The sequence below is a fragment of the Companilactobacillus musae genome (assembly GCF_003967595.1).
GTDB classification, from domain to species: domain Bacteria; phylum Bacillota; class Bacilli; order Lactobacillales; family Lactobacillaceae; genus Companilactobacillus; species Companilactobacillus musae.
Map to the genome: position 1 here is coordinate 75,751 of NZ_BIFW01000002.1, position 17,390 is coordinate 93,140.

The 17,390-nt window shown below is 34.9% G+C and carries 15 protein-coding genes; 5 read left to right on the plus strand and 10 right to left on the minus strand.

The window, feature by feature from the left end; translation table 11 throughout:
- Window positions 1-13 precede the first annotated feature (13 nt).
- From LAB100_RS03885 to LAB100_RS03900, 4 genes are read right to left on the minus strand one after another with little or no spacing between them, the layout of a single operon-like run.
- Entirely contained in the window at window positions 14-871 is an 858-nt protein-coding gene (locus tag LAB100_RS03885) for a PhnE/PtxC family ABC transporter permease (RefSeq protein WP_119325827.1), read from the minus strand.
- Window positions 868-1,659, minus strand: coding sequence for a phosphate/phosphonate ABC transporter permease (locus LAB100_RS03890; protein ID WP_119325826.1), 792 nt, complete (start codon window positions 1,657-1,659; stop codon window positions 868-870). Before LAB100_RS03890 ends, LAB100_RS03885 begins: the two co-directional genes overlap by 4 nt.
- On the minus strand, window positions 1,659-2,414 hold the full coding sequence (gene phnC / locus LAB100_RS03895) for a phosphonate ABC transporter ATP-binding protein (protein WP_119325825.1): 756 nt from the start codon (window positions 2,412-2,414) through the stop codon (window positions 1,659-1,661). The genes LAB100_RS03890 and phnC overlap by 1 nt, the downstream gene beginning before the upstream one ends.
- A 12-nt stretch (window positions 2,415-2,426) precedes the next feature.
- Window positions 2,427-3,470, minus strand: coding sequence for a phosphate/phosphite/phosphonate ABC transporter substrate-binding protein (locus LAB100_RS03900; protein ID WP_119325824.1), 1,044 nt, complete (start codon window positions 3,468-3,470; stop codon window positions 2,427-2,429).
- A 175-nt stretch (window positions 3,471-3,645) separates the two neighbouring features.
- Between LAB100_RS03900 and LAB100_RS03905 the strand changes: the two genes are divergently transcribed.
- A complete protein-coding gene (locus LAB100_RS03905) occupies window positions 3,646-4,521 on the plus strand; it encodes an aldo/keto reductase (RefSeq protein ID WP_119325823.1) in 876 nt (291 codons plus the stop codon).
- A gap of 43 nt (window positions 4,522-4,564) precedes the next feature.
- On the opposite strand, the gene LAB100_RS03910 is transcribed toward LAB100_RS03905, so the two are convergent.
- A complete protein-coding gene (locus LAB100_RS03910; protein WP_119325822.1) occupies window positions 4,565-5,881 on the minus strand; it encodes an aspartate kinase in 1,317 nt (438 codons plus the stop codon).
- Window positions 5,881-7,056: a homoserine dehydrogenase gene (locus tag LAB100_RS03915; RefSeq protein WP_119325821.1), complete on the minus strand. Its 1,176-nt coding sequence runs from the start codon at window positions 7,054-7,056 to the stop codon at window positions 5,881-5,883. The genes LAB100_RS03910 and LAB100_RS03915 overlap by 1 nt, the downstream gene beginning before the upstream one ends.
- A 111-nt stretch (window positions 7,057-7,167) precedes the next feature.
- On the opposite strand from LAB100_RS03915, the gene thrC reads away from it, so the two are divergent.
- Window positions 7,168-8,658, plus strand: a complete 1,491-nt coding sequence (gene thrC / locus LAB100_RS03920; RefSeq protein ID WP_119325820.1) for a threonine synthase — start codon at window positions 7,168-7,170, stop codon at window positions 8,656-8,658.
- Window positions 8,645-9,523, plus strand: a complete 879-nt coding sequence (thrB, locus tag LAB100_RS03925; protein WP_119325819.1) for a homoserine kinase — start codon at window positions 8,645-8,647, stop codon at window positions 9,521-9,523. The genes thrC and thrB overlap by 14 nt, the downstream gene beginning before the upstream one ends.
- On the opposite strand, the gene LAB100_RS03930 is transcribed toward thrB, so the two are convergent.
- Window positions 9,508-10,356: an AraC family transcriptional regulator gene (locus LAB100_RS03930; protein WP_119325818.1), complete on the minus strand. Its 849-nt coding sequence runs from the start codon at window positions 10,354-10,356 to the stop codon at window positions 9,508-9,510. The genes thrB and LAB100_RS03930 overlap by 16 nt on opposite strands.
- 284 nt (window positions 10,357-10,640) lie before the next feature.
- Between LAB100_RS03930 and LAB100_RS03935 the strand changes: the two genes are divergently transcribed.
- Together LAB100_RS03935 and LAB100_RS03940 are read left to right on the plus strand one after the other, a co-directional pair.
- Window positions 10,641-11,393 carry a DeoR/GlpR family DNA-binding transcription regulator gene (locus LAB100_RS03935; RefSeq protein ID WP_119325817.1) on the plus strand — a complete coding sequence of 251 codons (753 nt, stop codon included), beginning with the start codon at window positions 10,641-10,643 and terminating at the stop codon, window positions 11,391-11,393.
- 14 nt (window positions 11,394-11,407) lie between these two features.
- A complete protein-coding gene (locus LAB100_RS03940; protein ID WP_119325816.1) occupies window positions 11,408-12,037 on the plus strand; it encodes an HAD family hydrolase in 630 nt (209 codons plus the stop codon).
- A 121-nt stretch (window positions 12,038-12,158) separates the two neighbouring features.
- Here the strand turns inward: LAB100_RS03940 and LAB100_RS03945 are convergent, their stop codons facing one another.
- The 3 genes from LAB100_RS03945 to LAB100_RS03955 form a co-directional block, all read right to left on the minus strand.
- On the minus strand, window positions 12,159-13,547 hold the full coding sequence (locus LAB100_RS03945; protein ID WP_119325815.1) for a flavocytochrome c: 1,389 nt from the start codon (window positions 13,545-13,547) through the stop codon (window positions 12,159-12,161).
- 1 nt (window position 13,548) lies between these two features.
- Complete coding sequence (locus tag LAB100_RS03950; protein WP_119325814.1) at window positions 13,549-14,934, minus strand: class II fumarate hydratase; 1,386 nt, start codon at window positions 14,932-14,934, stop codon at window positions 13,549-13,551.
- Between the two features lie 122 nt (window positions 14,935-15,056).
- A complete protein-coding gene (locus tag LAB100_RS03955) occupies window positions 15,057-17,195 on the minus strand; it encodes a glycoside hydrolase family 65 protein (RefSeq protein WP_119325813.1) in 2,139 nt (712 codons plus the stop codon).
- Window positions 17,196-17,390: the final 195 nt, after the last annotated feature.

Consider the following 17,390-nt stretch of genomic DNA (forward strand, 5'->3'; position numbering starts at 1 on the left):
TTCTCTCCCTAACTTAACGGTTTAAATAAAATCTTCTTATCTTAACCGCAATAAACTCAAGTACAAATGTTACTAAAATAACTAGATAAACGATGAAGCCTGTTTCATGAAAATCAAAACTCATTCCACTAGCAACAAATAATTGATACCCAATACCACCAGCTCCGGCGGCTGCACCAACAGCGATTGCATTAGCAAAATTAATTTCCAAACGAATAAATGTCCAGGAAACAAATGAAGCTACGATGGTTGGCCAAATGGCTTGAAAGATAATAACCCAAAACTTTGCACCAGTTACTTTTAAAGATTCAATTGTAGAATTATCAATACCTTCAATACTTTCAGAATAAGCTTTCGTCAGATAAGCGACACTATGAAAACTCAATCCCAATATGGCAGCAGTTGTTCCCAGTCCACAAACGATTGAGAAAATTAGAGCCCAGATAATTGTGGGAATTGCTCTAATAATAGCCATGACTACTCTTATGCCTGCACCTAGATAGGCATTAGTCAAATTCTTAGAAGCTAAAACCGCAAACAAAAATCCGAAAACGGCTCCGATGATTGTTGTCAAAATTGAAAGTAATAAACTACTTCCTAATGCTTGGAGTAACAAAGTCACCCCATCAGTTCCCGCATTAGGCTGTAAGAACATTTGATTCAAAGTCGTTATTAATTCCTTAAAAGCTTGATTAATCTGCACTCCTGCAGTATCTAAATGAGTTAATGTATATCCTGTAATAAGAATTAACCCTATAAACACTGCAATTATCATTGTTCTAGATAAGCTCTTCTCATGCAGTTTGATCTCAGGAGAATCAGGCAATTTTGGTTTTTGAATAATAGTATTAGTTTCTTCGCTATTTATCATAAAATCACCTTCCTAATTTGATTTGAAATAGTTTCTAATCCTATAACAACGATAATAATTGCTAAAACAGTCATTCCTGCGGCATCAAATCTGAAACTCTTATAGTAAATATCAAAAATAAATCCAATACCCGTACCAGTCAAAATACCAACCAAAGTAGCGTCACGTACGTTATTTTCAATCATGTATAAAATCCAACTAAGAATACTTGGTAAGATCTGTGGTAATACAGCCTGAAAAATAACCTGGAAATAGTTTGCTCCAGTGGCTTTTAGAGCCAACATTGTTTCACTGGCTTCATCTTCAATAATTTCCATAAAGGCACGAATCAAATATCCAATAGACATCAATAACAAAGCCAGAAAACCAGTGAAATCACTTTGTTTAAAAGAAAATAGTAGAATCATTGACCATGCAACTAAGGGAATATTTCTAAAGAACGAGGCTACTCCACGTACAAGGGTTTGAACAAAACCATTAATTCCTGTGACCTTTGAACCCAAAAGAGCTACAAAGATAGAAATAATTGCTGCTACTACGGTAGAAGAAATTGCTAATAACACTGTTTGAATAAGTTTTTGCCAAATTCTAGGTAGATACTCCATAGAGTTAGCCGTAGGTCTGAAGTTGACACCTAACCATGCAAATGCCTTAGGTATTGCAAGTAATCCATTCAAATTATCGAATTTTAAAAACCAACTGCCTAATACATAGATACCACCAACGAGTGCGATAATCGTTGTCTGATGCCAACCTTTATGCTTTAAAAATTTTGCAGGAGATTGCATTATTCAAGCTCCTTTGTAATATCTTGATCATAAAGTGTTCTCAAAATGTCTTCTGATAACAAATCAGCATTTTCATCGAAAACTAACTTACCTTTACGGATACCAATAATTTGATCAGCGTATTTCTTTGCCATATTGATTTGATGAAGATTGGCAATACAAATCAAGTTATATTCTTCAGTAAGATCCTTTAGTAATTCCATTACATTTTGAGCTGAAGCTGGATCCAAAGAGGCAATTGGTTCATCACATAAGATCACTTTCGGATGTTGAATCAATGAACGGGCAATCCCAACACGTTGTTTCTGACCACCACTCAATTCAGAACATCTTTGCAAAGCAAAGTTTTCTAATCCTACTTTTTTTAGTAATGACATAGCTTCTTCTTTTTCTTCTTGGGTATATCTCCCAAAAACACCAGCCAAAGTCGATTTATAACCTAAACGACCGTGCAAAACATTTTCTATTACTGTCAAACGTTCTACTAGATTGTAGTTTTGAAAAACCATTCCTATTTGACGACGATATTTACGTAACTGCGTTTTATTAGCAGTTCTGATATCATTACCGTCCAAAAGTATTTGACCACCGTCATCTTTGATAAGCTGATTCAGACTTCTTAAAATAGTTGTCTTACCAGCACCAGAAGGTCCGATGATTGCCACAAATGTACCTGGTTTGATATCAAACGATATATTAGTCAAGGCCGGTTTATCTTTTTCATAACTCTTTTGTAAATCTTTAACCTCTAACATAGGTTACCTCTCTTATTTACCAACAAGTTCGTGAGTAGGTTTATACCAGTCATCATTAACTTTTAGAAGAATTGTCTTATCACTCTTCTTTTGCCACAATGTTGGTGTTTTGCTCTTTCCATCTGAGAATAAATCTTTGTTATTTGTAAATTCTTTAGTTGTGAAAAGCTTTGTAATAGCATCTGTATCTTTTTCACTCAAGGCCTTCTTATTAACAACGAAAGGTCCATTTTGAACAGGTAGAACTGAAATATTAACTAATTCCTTACCCTTAAATTCTGCGAATGGTGCATCAGCATCGTCTCTAACTTTAAATGTTGAACCAACTTTGTCATAACCACCTTCTGAAACCTTTAAGAATGGTGTCAAATCGCCATCATCAAAGGCAGCAACATCAGCGTCACCCTTCAATAAGTTGATTGCTGAACCTGGGTGAGTACTTCCATAAAGAACCTTGCTAAAGAATTTACCACCTTCTGATAGTTCATCTTTGTTCTTTAGTTTGAAATGCTTTTGAATTTCGTCTGTTGGAACGGCAAAACCAGATGTTGAACTAGCTGAAACAAATGAGATTTTTTCGCCTTTGATCTTATCAATGTCGTACTTGCCATCTTTTTTATATTGATCGGCTTTATCCTTTGGAACCATTAGGTATGACCAGTAACTAGCACCCTTAGTTGTACCATCAGGACCTGATTGAAGAAGTAAAGGTTCTACTTTACTATTTTGTGCGTGAGCTTGAATATAACCATCAGCACCCATGAAAGCAAGTTGTGCCTTACCAGATGCAATAGCTTCAATAGCTACGTTGTAATCTGTTGTTGTTTGAATGTTAACTTTCTTACCAGTAGCTTTGTGCAATTGTTCTTGCAAAGCCTTACGTGAAGCGGTAAAATTCTTAGCTGATTCATTTGGATAGAAAACCATTGTGATTTCCTTATTACTATCGCCACCTTGTTTTTCAGAGGCTGAACTCTTTGATGAACAACCTGCTAAAACACCTGTAAGTAGCAAAAATACCCCTAAGATAGCGGTTAATAATCGCCCTTTTTTCATAAATAACTCCCAACTTTCTGTATCATTTTTTTGAACAACATAAGATTAACAAAGCAATGTAAAGTAACAATTAATTTTCTGTAAAATAATCAAATATAGCTTTTACATTATTTATACATTTTTTATACAAATAACTAGACTATAATGGAATTGAAAATACACAGGAGGTAAATTTATGGCTACAAATATTCCTTATATCGAATTAGCAAACGGTGTTATGATTCCCCAAGTGGGACTCGGAGTTTTCAGAATGAACGACGACGAGGTCTTGAACAGTGTCAAATGGGCTATCGAAAATGGTTACAGACATATTGATACTGCTAGTTTCTACGATAATGAAGAAGCTGTCGGTAAAGCTATTAAAGAATCTGGCATCGATCGTAAGTATCTTTTCATCACTACAAAAGTTTGGAACAACGTCCGTGGATACGATGAAACAATTGCACAATTTAATAATTCACTCCAAAAATTAGGTCTTGATTATTTGGATATGTACTTAATACACTGGCCAGCAGCTGGCTTTGAAGAGAATTGGCGGGCCATGGAAGACCTCTATACGGCAGGCAAAATTAGAGCTATCGGCGTTTCTAACTTCAAAGCTCATCATATTGAGCAATTAATGAAAACTGCTAGAATTGCACCAATGGTTGATCAAATTGAAACTCATCCTTATCTACAAGAGAATGATCTTCATGAATATTTACAAGAAAAAAATATTGCTCACGAATCATGGAGTCCACTTGGTGGTGGAATCAATAAGGTCGTTGATAATCCTGTAATTAAAGAGATTGCTGCCAAGTATCAAAAGAGTCCTGCTCAAGTAATTTTACGTTGGCACATCCAACGTGGCGAAATCGTCATTCCTAAATCAACTCACGAAAATCGTATCAAGGAGAATATTGATATCTTTGATTACCACTTCGATTTGACACCTGAAGAAATGGATCAAATTGCTAAATTGGATAGTGATAAACGTGTTGGTGCTGATCCTGACGATCAAGCATTTCTTGAACATTCAACAACTTATACAAATCAAAATAATGAAAAATAATAAAAAAAACTCAGCAACTGGAAAATTCCATTGCTGAGTTTTTTTATGCTGAAATCTTTTTTCGATGATAATCCATCGACTCATGGTAAATTCTATTGATGGTTCTTTCATAGTCTGCATTAGCGACCCCAAATACCACCTTAATATCACTACCTTCTTGAAAAACAAATCTAACTTTTATCAAACTATTGTCCAAGTAGTTCAAAATTTTTCCAGCCATTGCTGGACGTTGACTAAACTGTAATGACACAGCCGCTACTAGAGCAATATTTTGATTAACGTCGACTGAATCTACACCACAATTATTAGTTAGATCAGCTATTAACTGATTCAATTTATTTCCAATCGCTTGTTTTTGGCAAACAAAACTGAATCCATCATTTCCTGAAGGTACGTAGTTACTAACTATATGTAACTTTTGAAAACTTTCTAGAACCTTCTGCAATACTTCTATATGTTTATTTAATTGATATTTTTGAATAGTAATAACAGTGTAATCCTTCCCACCAGCTATTCCTGTAACAATGTGATCACTGTTTTCTTGCAATTTGGCAACTACCAAAGTTCCACCAGATTCAGGGCAATTTGTATTCAAGATAGCTGTTGGTATTTGCTTTTTCCAGACTGGACGAACTGCTTCTTCTTGAAAAACTCCAATTCCCATATAAGACAAGGCCTGCAATTCATCATAAGTTAACTTTTCAATGCGTTTTGAATGACTGATGATTCTTGGATCGGCCATTAAAATACCTGATACGTCAGTCCAATTCTCATACAAATTGGCATCTAATAAATTAGCCAAAATTGCTCCTGAAATATCACTGCCACCACGAGGCATCAAATGAATTGTCCCATTGTTATTGGCTCCATAAAACCCTGGTACAACAACATTAGGATGTTGTAACATTATTTGCTTTAATCTTTTACCGGACTCTACATAATCTAAATCATCATTAAATACCAAGACATCTTTGGCATCAACAAAATAAAATCCTAAATAATCTGCCATTAGTTTTGCAGTTAAATACTCTCCACGTGAAATTAAATAATCATGTGAACAATGCTGTAGTGACTTTTGAATAGTATTTAAGTCACTTCTAATATCAATACTTAGTTTCAAATCAGCTTTTATTTTAAGAATTCGTTTAGCAATTTTTTGAAAAAGTTGCTTTTTATCAGTATCTGCTGCCTGCTCCAAAGCAATCAGCATATCAGTTATCTTAACTGGTTCTTTTTGACTTTTACCAGCCGCACTGACAACTACTACTTTTCGTTCAGCATCATTATAAATAATTTGTTTAACTTTTCTAAATTGTTCAGCATCTGCAACTGAACTCCCACCAAATTTAGCTACTTTCATTAGGCTACCTCCCCTTGACTCGGAAGACTAACCATAAAGGCTGCCGCATCAGATTTCAAAACTTCTTTCATTAAATGATGCATTTCTCCCACAGGAATCTTTTTAACTTCTACGTATGCTCCCTCTTGAGAAAGCTGATAATCCTTAAAAATAGAATCAATCTTTTTATTAGAACGAACCAAATAGTTACCCTTTGTTAATTCTGGACAATAATGCATTTTTTTATCGAAGTTTCGTTTAAGGTGGATTTTACGTTCAGCAATATCTAAAATATCTTGAATCACTGCATTTGCAGTTGGGTACATCCCTGCGCCTTGACCGAAGAAATCTAATTGTCCAATTGTATCTCCATTCAATGAAATTAAATTGTAATTATCAGGAGTATTGGCCTCAAGTGTTCGATCCAAAAAGAGCGTTGGTTCGACGACATAATCAAATTTATCGCCACTTTGATGTGTACGACCAATTAATTTAACTGCCAATCCTCGTCTTTGAAAATACTTAACGTCAGCACAAGTAATATTTCTGATTCCAAATATAGGTAAGCTCTGATGATTTTGAATGTCGATATTATATGCAATATCAGCACTGATACAGAGTTTATTGGCAACATCGTATCCATCAATATCAGCACTAGGATCAGCTTCCGCATATCCTAACTTCTGGGCCTTTTTTAGCACATCGACAAACGATTCACCATTGCGGCTCATCTGATCCAAAATAAAGTTACTTGTTCCGTTAAAAATTCCTGAAATTGAATTTACATTATCAATTCTTAAAGCCTTCTCCAGACCTTGAATCCAAGGAATTCCACCACCGACTGATGCTTCAAAGTAAAACTTTACATTATTCTTTTCAGCAGCTTCGGTAAATTCTTTTAAATAAATAGCAATTACTGCCTTATTGGCTGTAATAACATTTTTGCCATGTTTTAAGGCTGACAAAATATATTCATGAGCCGGTTCAATTCCACCTATTGCCTCAACGACAACCTCTGTTTCCCTATCATTTAGTATTTTATCTATTTCAGATGTCATCTCTGGCAAGATAGGTTCTTTATTTTTCCTAATCAATATGTGACTTACAGAGAGGTTTTGGGTTTGTCCATTCGCCTTCTTAATTATTTTATAGACACCTTTTCCTACTGTTCCAAATCCTAGAATTGCAACTTTCATAGGTTTTACCTCCTGTTTTCAATCTTTTTCGTGTTCATTAATAATAAACACTTGTTTTTAATTTATGAACAGGCTACCATATAGATATTCGAAAAGCAAGGAGTTATGATCATGAATAAAAACTATACAAGCACACGTAACAAGCAAGTCAGCATACCCGCTAAAGAGGCAATCAAACGAGGATTTTCTAATGATGGTGGGCTTTTTGTCTACCCAGAACTGAATCAATTAAAAATCAATTTAGACGAAATAAAGGATGCTAATTACCAGCAAATTGCTAAAGTCGTTTTAATGAAATTATTACCCGACTTTTCCGAAACAGAAATCGCTACAAGTATCCAAAATGCCTATGCTAATAGTTTTGACACCCCTAAAATAACTCCACTTACTTCGGTCAGTGATTTTCATATCTTAGAATTATTCCATGGACCAACTAGTGCTTTTAAGGACATTGGCCTACAAATGCTTCCCCAATTGATGAAATGTGTCTTAGGACCTAAAAACAAAGTCATGATTTTAACTGCTACTAGTGGCGATACTGGCAAAGCAGCCCTTGAAGGTTTTAAAAATCTAAATCATATGGGAATCACTGTTTTTTATCCTCACAATGGTGTCAGTAAAGTTCAACAACTACAGATGGAAACAACTGATGGGAATAATACTGAAATCGCATCAATCCGTGGAAATTTCGATGATGCACAAACTAGTGTCAAAAAAATTTTCAATGATCAAAAATTCAAAGATACTCTTGATCCTAATGTTTCCCTATCTAGTGCCAATTCCATCAACATTGGCCGTCTAATTCCTCAAGTTGTCTATTACTTCAATGCCTATCTGCAACTAGTTAAAAATAAAAATATTTCCTTGGGTGATCCTGTCAATTTCACCGTTCCTACAGGAAACTTTGGAGATGTTTTGGCTGGATATTATGCCAAACAATTAGGTCTTCCCGTTAAAAAATTCATCGTTGCTAGTAACGAAAATAATGTCTTAACAAAATTTTTTAATACTGGTATTTATGACCGAAATATTCCATTTCTACAAACTGATGCTCCTAGTATGGATATTCAAATCTCTAGTAATTTTGAAAGACTTCTTTACTATAAGAGCAATCACGATACTGAGTATGTTAAAAAACTAATGACTGACCTCGAAAAAAATGGCCACTATCAAGTTTCAAAGGAAATCCTTCAAAGCATCCACAACGATTTCTACTGTGGTTTCAGTACGGATAGTGAAATCGAACAATCTATTGTTGATATTTACCAAAAATATCACTATTTAATGGACCCACATACAGCCGTAGGTTACAAAGTTATGCGTGATTACCAAAAGTCGGATTCTGATACTCCAATGATTCTTTTGAGCACTGCCAGTCCCTACAAATTCACTCAGGTTGTTGCCAAAGCTCTCTTTGACAAAGTCCCTACTGACGATCACGAAGCAATGTTAGATTTAAACTACGCTACTCAGGTTCCTATTCCTAAAAACTTAGCTCAAGTTTGGAATTTACCACTTCTCCATCAAAATGTTATTGATCAAAATGAAATGGAATCTTTTATTAAAGAGAAAGTCGAGGCCAATTTTTATGATAAAAATTAAAGTTCCCGCTACTAGTGCCAATATTGGTGTCGGTTTTGATTGTTTAGGATTAGCTGTTAACCTCTATGCAGTTGTTCAATTTGAAGACAGTTCGTCGCCTTTAGAAATAAACGGTTGTCCTAAAAAATATCAAAATAAAAATAATCTTATTTATCAAGCCTTCGTTGCCGCTGCTGATTTCTTACAACAACCTGTCCCTAATCTAAAAATAACTATCGACAGTCAAGTTCCTGTTTCCAGAGGCTTAGGTAGTTCTGCTACTTGTATTGTAGCCGGATTGATGGGCGCAAATAATTGGTTTAAAGCTAACCTTTCTCAAGAACAACTTTTGGATCTAGCAACTCGAATTGAAGGACATCCCGACAATGTTACCCCGGCGATTTATGGTAATATGAGCGCTTCATTTATTGATGACAATGATGACGTTTGCTCGGCCCACTTTAAAATCTCTTCAAAATTACACTTTTTAGCCCTCATTCCTGACTATTCAATCAGTACTGAAAAAGCACGTCAGATTCTCCCAAAAGAAATGTCCTACCAAACAGCTATTTACCAAATTGGACATGCGCTTGTTTTGGCTAAAGCTTTAGAAAATGGCGATTTTCCTCTAATTCAAAAAGCCATCATTGATAAAATGCATGAACCATTTCGAAAGCAATTGATTCCTGACTATGAAGAAGTTCAAAATATCTGCCTTAATGAAAATAGTCTGTGCTACATCAGTGGCAGTGGTTCAACTCTCATGGCTATAACTGATAAAAAAGATCAGGCCCAAGAAATTCTCAAAGCAATCAAAAAAAGCTTCCCTAAATGGGAAGCTCATCATTTACAAGTTGATACTCAAGGTGCTCATGCAATTGTTTGAGTTTGTTTACGATACTCTAATGGAGTCAAATTATACTTTTCTTTAAAAGCTGCATAAAAACTTTTTTCATCAGGAAATCCTGTATCTGCAGCAATCTTAGACAACTTATCATCAGTTTTTTCAATCAATTCGGCTGCATTTTGGATTCTCAGCAAAGTTAGATATTTCTTAGGTGAAATACCCAAGTATTTTTTAAAAAATTTAGAAAAGTATGCATAACTATAATTATATTTCTTAGCCATTTTCGATAGATGAATTTCGGATTGGTATTCACTATGAAAGTCAGCAATAATTTTTGAAATAACTTCAGGAATATCACGATCAATATTTTTATCAACAGTAAAGTTTTTAACTAATATACTGATCAACTCAACTGCCATAGATAATTGATGTAAACGTTCATCTTCGGTAGTATCCTGACTCTGAGAATCTTTAATTTTACTTATCAAACTCGTCAACTCTTGAAAGGCAACCATTTGGTTGTCTTTTTTTGGTCGTTTTATTAGACAAAAACTTCTCTCACGAACAGTCTGAGGTAAACAATGGCGTAACCAATCATAATTGATCAGTAAAGTAACAATCCTTTGGTCTTGGGTAATTGTAGTATCGAATCCGTGAATCAAACGAGAGTTAATAACATAAATATCGCCCTCTTCTAATTCATACTTTTTATCCTCAATAAACATTGTCCCTGGATTTCCCTTAGCAATATAGGTAATTTCAATTGCCTCATGCCAATGTGGAACTACATATTTTTTTCCAATCGGACGATGATAAATACATTTAATTGGATTAACATAATCAAATTTCAATAACTCCATCGGGGTCGACATATTTGTCCTCCTTTATTATCAAGACAAAAAATGGTAGTTCATCAAATATAATCAAAACCTATTGTCACAATTGTAAGCGTATGCACAGATTGCTGTCAATAAGTTATTTTTTATAGCAATCTTAAAAAGAAATACTCTAAGAAGCAAAAAATGGTACTTTTTAAGTCAAGCTTAAAGTGTCCCAATAACAAGGCATTCCCTTTTACTACATAAATCATTGCAATATAAGTTTAAATAAGTTATATTCTAGTAAATACTTAAAGTAGCTTAAAGAAGGATTCGATATGCAAAAAGAACGACTTGACCTTATTTTAAAAACGCTTCAAGAAAAACAGACCCTTTCACTCAAACAAATCATTGAATTAACCCAAACTTCCAGGGATACAGCCCGTCGAGATATCGTTAAATTATCTGAAAGTAACTTAGTTGAACGTGACTATGGTGGCATCAGTTTACCTAATACTTTTAAAAAATTAGATAACTATTTACAACGTAGCGATGATTTCGTCAACATCAAACAAGAATTAGCAAAACGTGCTGCAATCTTTGCCAATCAGGCCACGAACATATACCTAGACGTTTCAACAACTGTCGAATTCATGCCTAAATATCTCACTAGTCAAAATCTTTTTGCGGTCACTAACTCCCTCGACATTGCTGATCAACTCATCCGTCATGCTAAATGTAAAACTCGTATTTTGGGTGGTAATTTAGATTCAGAAAAGCGATGTGTCGTTGGCACTAGACCTTGTTTAGATTTAGAAAATTATACTTTCGATTATGCATTTTTAAGTGGAGTTGGAATTGATAAGGACGGTGTTTATTACGCCTATGAAGATGACATTGACTACAAAACTAAAATCCGTAAACAAGCTAAAAAAATTGTTCTCTTATTAGATAGCAGCAAAGTTAACGTTAAACATAACTTTAAAGTACTCAATCTCAATCAAATAGACTACATTATTACAAATGATCAACTACCACAGAAACTTGAAAATAAATTACTAAAGTCAAAAACACAAATGATTTATATCTAAGGAGATAGATAATTATGAAAAAAACAATTCTGTTTGACGTTGATGGCACTTTAATTGATACTGAAAAAACAATTATTAAATCTTGGCAAAAGACGCTAAAACAAACTTTCAATATTGAACCGGCTGCCGAGGATTTATTTTATATTCTTGGAATTCCTGGCACTAAAGCTGTAGAACGTTATGCTACTAGTCCAGAACAGAGCCAAGAATTAATTGACCTTTGGGAAAAGAATGACCATCAGATGTTCCATTATGCTAAGCTTTTTGATGGCATAGAAAATATGCTTAGAGGACTAAAACAAAATCAAGTTCAATTGGGTATCGTTACTTCACGAACTAATCAAGAATTAAAAATAGTCTTCGACCACTTTCCTATTAAAAAATATTTCGACACGGCTGTTACTGCATCCCAAACTGAACTACACAAACCAAATCCTGAACCAATCTTAAAAGCCATTGACACTTTAAAAATCGATCCTAAAAACACACTCTATATTGGCGATTCAATTTATGATTTTCAATGTGCCCGTAATGCTCAAGTTGAATTTGCCCTAGCCAGTTGGGGAGCTAAAGAAAACTCTGAATTTAACAAAATTGACTATCTCTTAAAGCAACCCAATGATCTAGTCGAATTATTTATTTAAAAATTAAAATAGCCCTCAAAAGAGACGACATGCGAAATATCTAATCTCTTCTGAGGGCTATTTGTGTTTCAATAATAAAATTACTGTACCTTACTGTACCTAATAATACTTTCAATCAAGCTTATGCCTTCAAATATTTAAATACCTGTTGTCCCGCTTGACGACCAAAGATAACTGTTTCAGCAATAGAATTACCACCAATACGATTGTTTCCATGCAAACCACCTACAACTTCTCCAGCAGCATACAAACCGGCAATCGCCTTATCATCTTTATCTAAAACCTGAGTTTGATGATTAATGGCAACTCCTCCCATTGTGTAATGAACAGCTGGAGCCACATGAATAGCATAAAATGGTCCATCACTAATATTTCTTTCCATTCCTGTTGTTCGACCAAAATCAACATCATCTTGTTGTTCTACAGCAACATTCCAATCGTAAACTGTTTGATGCAATATTTGTGGATCTAGATGAATAGTTTCTGCTAATTTTGCAATAGTATCACCAGTTTTAACCAAACCAATATGATCGTAAAACTCAATTGCCTTAACTCGTTTTCTGATATCACGATCAAAAATCAAATAAGCTCCAGTCCCACCTAAATCATCAATGGCCTTAGTTACATTTTTTCTAGTATCTAACTCATTTACAAAACGTTTGGCATTATTATTAACTAGAATAGCTCCCTCTCCACGTACTGCTTCACCAATCAAAAAGGCATGTGGTGTATCTTGTTGAACGGTTGGATGAACTTGAACTTGATCCATATCCACCAGCTTAGCGCCAACCTTTTGAGCCAGTTTCACTCCATCCCCAGTAGCACCTGGTTGATTAGTAGTCCTCAAGTTCAAAAGATCGGATCGATATTTTGCTAGAAGATCCTTCCCTGCTCCAAATCCACCAGTTGCTAAGATGACTGCTTCAGTATTGATTGTTAAATCACGTTCACCAACAGCCTTAACTCCTGATATTTGGCCGTCTTTAACTAACAGATCGGTTACCTTGATCTTATCAAACAAAGGGATTTGATATTTGGCAACATATTTCAATAGTTCGGTAACCAAATATCCACCAATTGGAGCCAAAGAGCTTGGACGATGTGTTCGCATAGTCTTCATTCCACCAGTAATAGTTAAATCGTCTAGCTTAATGCCATGTTGATTTAACCAATCTATTGCTAAAGCACCATGCTCCGTAAAGAATTTTAATAATTCTGGATTATTTTGTTTACCTCCACCGATAAAGGTTTCATTATAAAAATCCTCAAAACTATCAATAATATGATGATCCAATTGTACAAATGTTTCAGCAGCGTTCATTCCTGAAGAAGCCCTAGTTGTATTACCACCGATTTTATCCATTTTTTCAAGAATTACTGGCGACAAACCTAATTCATAAGCTTGAATGGCACTAGTTAATCCTGCACCACCTGAGCCAATAATAATTACATCATAATGATCTTTTAATTGGTCAATTGTTGTTGGTTCAAAGATAAATTTTTCTGCCATATTATTTCTCCTCAATATTAGTCATATCAATTGGAACAACCCACTTGTCAAATTGTTCAGCCGTAACTAAGCCTGATTTCAAAGCAGCTTGGCGTAACGTCGACCCATCTTTTTGAGCTTGTTGAGCAATCTCAGCACTTTGATGGTATCCAATATGGGGTGACAAAGCAGTCACAGTCATTAACGATTGATCCACTAGTTCTTTCATACGATTCTCATTGACTGTTAAACCAGCAATCATTTTATCAGCAAAACCATAGATAGTTCCGGTCAATAAGTCTGCTGATTCTAAAAATGCACTGATTAGTACCGGTTTATAAACATTCATCTCAAAATTTCCCTGGCTGGCTGCTACGTTGACTGTAACGTCATTTCCCATAACTCGTGCTGCTGCCATTGTAATTGCTTCTGCTTGAGTAGGATTTACCTTTCCCGGCATAATTGAAGAACCTGGCTCATTAGCTGGAATATTTAATTCACCATAACCTGATCTTGGACCACTAGCTAAGAAACGTACATCATTAGCAATCTTCATCAAATCACTAGCCAAAGTTTTAATAGCTCCATGGACAACATTCAATCCTGAATGAGCCGCTAAACCATAAAACTTATTCGTTTCAGCAGTAAAGTTATGTTGATAGACTTGGCTCATCTGTTTGGCAATCTTATCAGCAAAATGAGGTGCTGCATTTAAGCCTGTTCCCACAGCAGTCCCACCTATTGCCAACTCTGCCAATGTTTTGTTCAAAACTTTTAGATAATTTAAATCATGTTCTAACATGCTGACCCAGCCACTAACTTCTTGTCCAAAAGTAAGTGGTGTAGCATCCTGCAAATGAGTTCGACCAATTTTAACAATTTGCCAATACTTCACTTGTTTCTTTTGAAGTTCTTCAATCAAATGCTTGGTTGCTTCCTCCAATTTGTCCACAGCAATAGCTGCCGTAATATTCATTGCCGTAGGAAATATATCATTCGAACTTTGACCATGATTGACATCATCATTAGGTAGAATTTCAACTTTAGAATTGATTCGTTTTGCCACATGAGCAACTACTTCATTAACATTCATATTTGTCTGTGTTCCTGAACCAGTTTGATAAACGACCAATGGAAAATCTTTACGTAAATCTTCATCACTCAAACTCAACAATTGATCGATTGCTTGAACGATTAAATCAGCTTTTTTTTCAGTAATGGCCTGAACTTCATTGTTGGCAATCGCCGCAGCCTTTTTGATCTGCAACAATGCCTTAATAATTTCTAAAGGCATCTTGTTACCAGTCGAAAAATTACTTCTACTACGTTCTGTTTGTGCACCCCACATAGCAGTAGCCGGTATCTTGACTGCACCTAATGTATCTTCTTCAATTCGATATTCTGACATATTTTCCTCCAAAACAAAGTTGTTAATTCAATTATAACGAAGTTGAAACTCTGCCCAAAGAAAAACGCGGGATAAAAAATATTTCATTCCACGTTTGAATTTTATTCATAAATCTTTATTTTTTAATCAATCATTTTGCTAGCGCCATCTACTGTTATAACAATTGGTTTTCCCGCTAATAAATGTACTTCGGTATTATTTGGCAAATAGACGATTTCCAAACGTCTAGCTTGATAAGTCAATCTAATCGTTAGTTTGTTCCATTCTTTAGGCAAATGGTTATTGATTGTCAGCTTATCATTTTTAATTATTATGCCACCAAAACCTTCAGTTACGGTCAGCCAACTACCACCAAGATTAGCCAAATGCAAACCATCACAGCTATTACCTTGTAGGTCTGTTAAATCCGTCCGAACCGTATCATTAAAGTACTTATAAGCTTTATTTTGCAAACCAATTCGAGCAGCCAAAGCACTGAAAATTGATCTAGAAAGCGACGAGTCATGCGTAGTTATCTTTTCATAATAATCGTATTCTCTAGCTAACTGTTCTTTCGATAAATCATCGAATAGAAAATCGGCTAATAACGTATCTGCTTGCTTATTGACCTGATAACGATAAATCGTCAAAGGGTGATAATGCAATAACAGCGGATAATTCTCAGATGGAGTTTGTGAGAAAGGCCAAACAGGTTTTTGAAAAGAACTATCATCTTGTTGATTAATAGCCAATTTTTGATCATAAGGCAAATAGATATCCTTAGCAATTTTAGCCAATTCCTTTTTTTCTAGCGTCGTCACACCCAAGCTGTCTGCTTTTCGAGAAAATTCATCAATCAATTTTACTGCAAATTCCAAATTGAATTTGGCCATTCGATTAGTGTAGTAATTGTTATCCACAAGAGCTGTGTATTCATCTGGGCCAGTGACATCAAAGAAACAAAATTTCTTTTTTCCATTGATCAAACTATAACTACCGAAATTTTTCCAGAATCTAGCTGTTTCTAGAACTATTTCTAGTCCATATTTTTCCACAAAATCTTTATCACCTGTAATCGTTAGATAACAATAAATCGCATAGGCAATATCAGCATCTATATGATATTGCGCTGTCCCAGCAGGATAATAAGCACTTGCTTCATGACCATCAATTGTTCGCCAAGCAAACAAAGCTCCCTGATCAACGCCTAAAGTTCTTGCTCTTTTTTTGGATAAATCCAACAGACTATAACGATATTTGATCAAATCACGAGCAATCTTGTTGTTTGTAAAAGCAAAGAATGGAGCCATATACATCTCTGTATCCCAAAAATAATGTCCCTCATAACCAGTACCGGACATACCTTTGGCTGCAATATTAGTTCGACCATCTCGACCAGCTGAAGACATTAGTTGAAATAAGTTGTAGTGCATGGCTTGATTTAGTTCATCATTTCCTGAAATAGTTACTTCGCTCTTGGCCCAAAAATCATTCCAAAATCTTGTTGAATCAGCCAGAATTTGAGTAAAGGTAGGATATTTTCTTAAATTCATTTTCCGATTGATTGGTCCAACTAATCCTAAAAAGTCAAAATCTTGTCTTTGATCAGGCTTCAATACAAAAGTTTTTTCTAACCCACCGTCAGAATAAACCCCTATTTCAACAAATTGATGGCTTTGCTGTGTTGAAACCTTGAGAACTTCACTGCTGTCTAAAACATTTTTCTCATAACTTAACGTAGAAATCTGCCGAGATTTACGAGGATCGTCACTACCTTTATGATTATTTTTTATATTTAAATGTTTTTTGATAGTAACTGTTCCTGTATAGTTAATTGACCGAATTTCATAACGTAATCCAATAATTGAATCAGGGCTTTGCTGAATGGTACTTTTTAAGGTTAACTTCAAACTTTGGCCAGCTGAATTGGATATTTGATAAACAGAAACTAATAGTCCTTTGTGCATGTTGAGATATTGTGTTTCTAGTTGAGACTTATCAAATAAACGATGATGGGCGTCAAAAACTTCTATAGCTCTTAAATCTGGTAAATTCACTATTGTCTGATTATTTTCAGCATAACCATACGCTTTTTCACCATAATTTATTTTAGATATTTCAAAAAAGCCATTCACTAAAGTTCCTGCGGTAATTGATTTAGCGACTGGATCACTCGCACGAACTCCAAAGTGTCCATTAGATATTGAAAAAATAGTTTCCAAATAACTTGGAGTTTGATTCTTTAATTCACTATTAGTTAAGATCTTAGCATTATTATTCATAATTTTTATATCTCCAAATATCTGAACTTACAAATAAAGTATTAATACTAACTCTTCAAAATATTGTTAATAATGTCTTAAATTTCCAATATGTCTCTTCCCCAAAAAAATATCCCCATGTAGTGACCTTTGATGGTCATACATGGGGATTTCTTATTACTCAGGGATTGACCTATGTTCTATCTCGCCCTTAAT

Coding starts and splice junctions, on each gene's coding strand:
- LAB100_RS03955 (WP_119325813.1), bottom strand. CDS start 17,195: ATGAATAATAATGCTAAGATCTTAACTAATAGTGAATTAAAGAATCAA.
- thrC (WP_119325820.1), top strand. CDS start 7,168: ATGAATAAAAACTATACAAGCACACGTAACAAGCAAGTCAGCATACCC.
- LAB100_RS03915 (WP_119325821.1), bottom strand. CDS start 7,056: ATGAAAGTTGCAATTCTAGGATTTGGAACAGTAGGAAAAGGTGTCTAT.
- LAB100_RS03945 (WP_119325815.1), bottom strand. CDS start 13,547: ATGGCAGAAAAATTTATCTTTGAACCAACAACAATTGACCAATTAAAA.
- phnC (WP_119325825.1), bottom strand. CDS start 2,414: ATGTTAGAGGTTAAAGATTTACAAAAGAGTTATGAAAAAGATAAACCG.
- LAB100_RS03885 (WP_119325827.1), bottom strand. CDS start 871: ATGATAAATAGCGAAGAAACTAATACTATTATTCAAAAACCAAAATTG.
- LAB100_RS03905 (WP_119325823.1), top strand. CDS start 3,646: ATGGCTACAAATATTCCTTATATCGAATTAGCAAACGGTGTTATGATT.
- thrB (WP_119325819.1), top strand. CDS start 8,645: ATGATAAAAATTAAAGTTCCCGCTACTAGTGCCAATATTGGTGTCGGT.
- LAB100_RS03935 (WP_119325817.1), top strand. CDS start 10,641: ATGCAAAAAGAACGACTTGACCTTATTTTAAAAACGCTTCAAGAAAAA.
- LAB100_RS03900 (WP_119325824.1), bottom strand. CDS start 3,470: ATGAAAAAAGGGCGATTATTAACCGCTATCTTAGGGGTATTTTTGCTA.
- LAB100_RS03950 (WP_119325814.1), bottom strand. CDS start 14,934: ATGTCAGAATATCGAATTGAAGAAGATACATTAGGTGCAGTCAAGATA.
- LAB100_RS03940 (WP_119325816.1), top strand. CDS start 11,408: ATGAAAAAAACAATTCTGTTTGACGTTGATGGCACTTTAATTGATACT.
- LAB100_RS03910 (WP_119325822.1), bottom strand. CDS start 5,881: ATGAAAGTAGCTAAATTTGGTGGGAGTTCAGTTGCAGATGCTGAACAA.
- LAB100_RS03890 (WP_119325826.1), bottom strand. CDS start 1,659: ATGCAATCTCCTGCAAAATTTTTAAAGCATAAAGGTTGGCATCAGACA.
- LAB100_RS03930 (WP_119325818.1), bottom strand. CDS start 10,356: ATGTCGACCCCGATGGAGTTATTGAAATTTGATTATGTTAATCCAATT.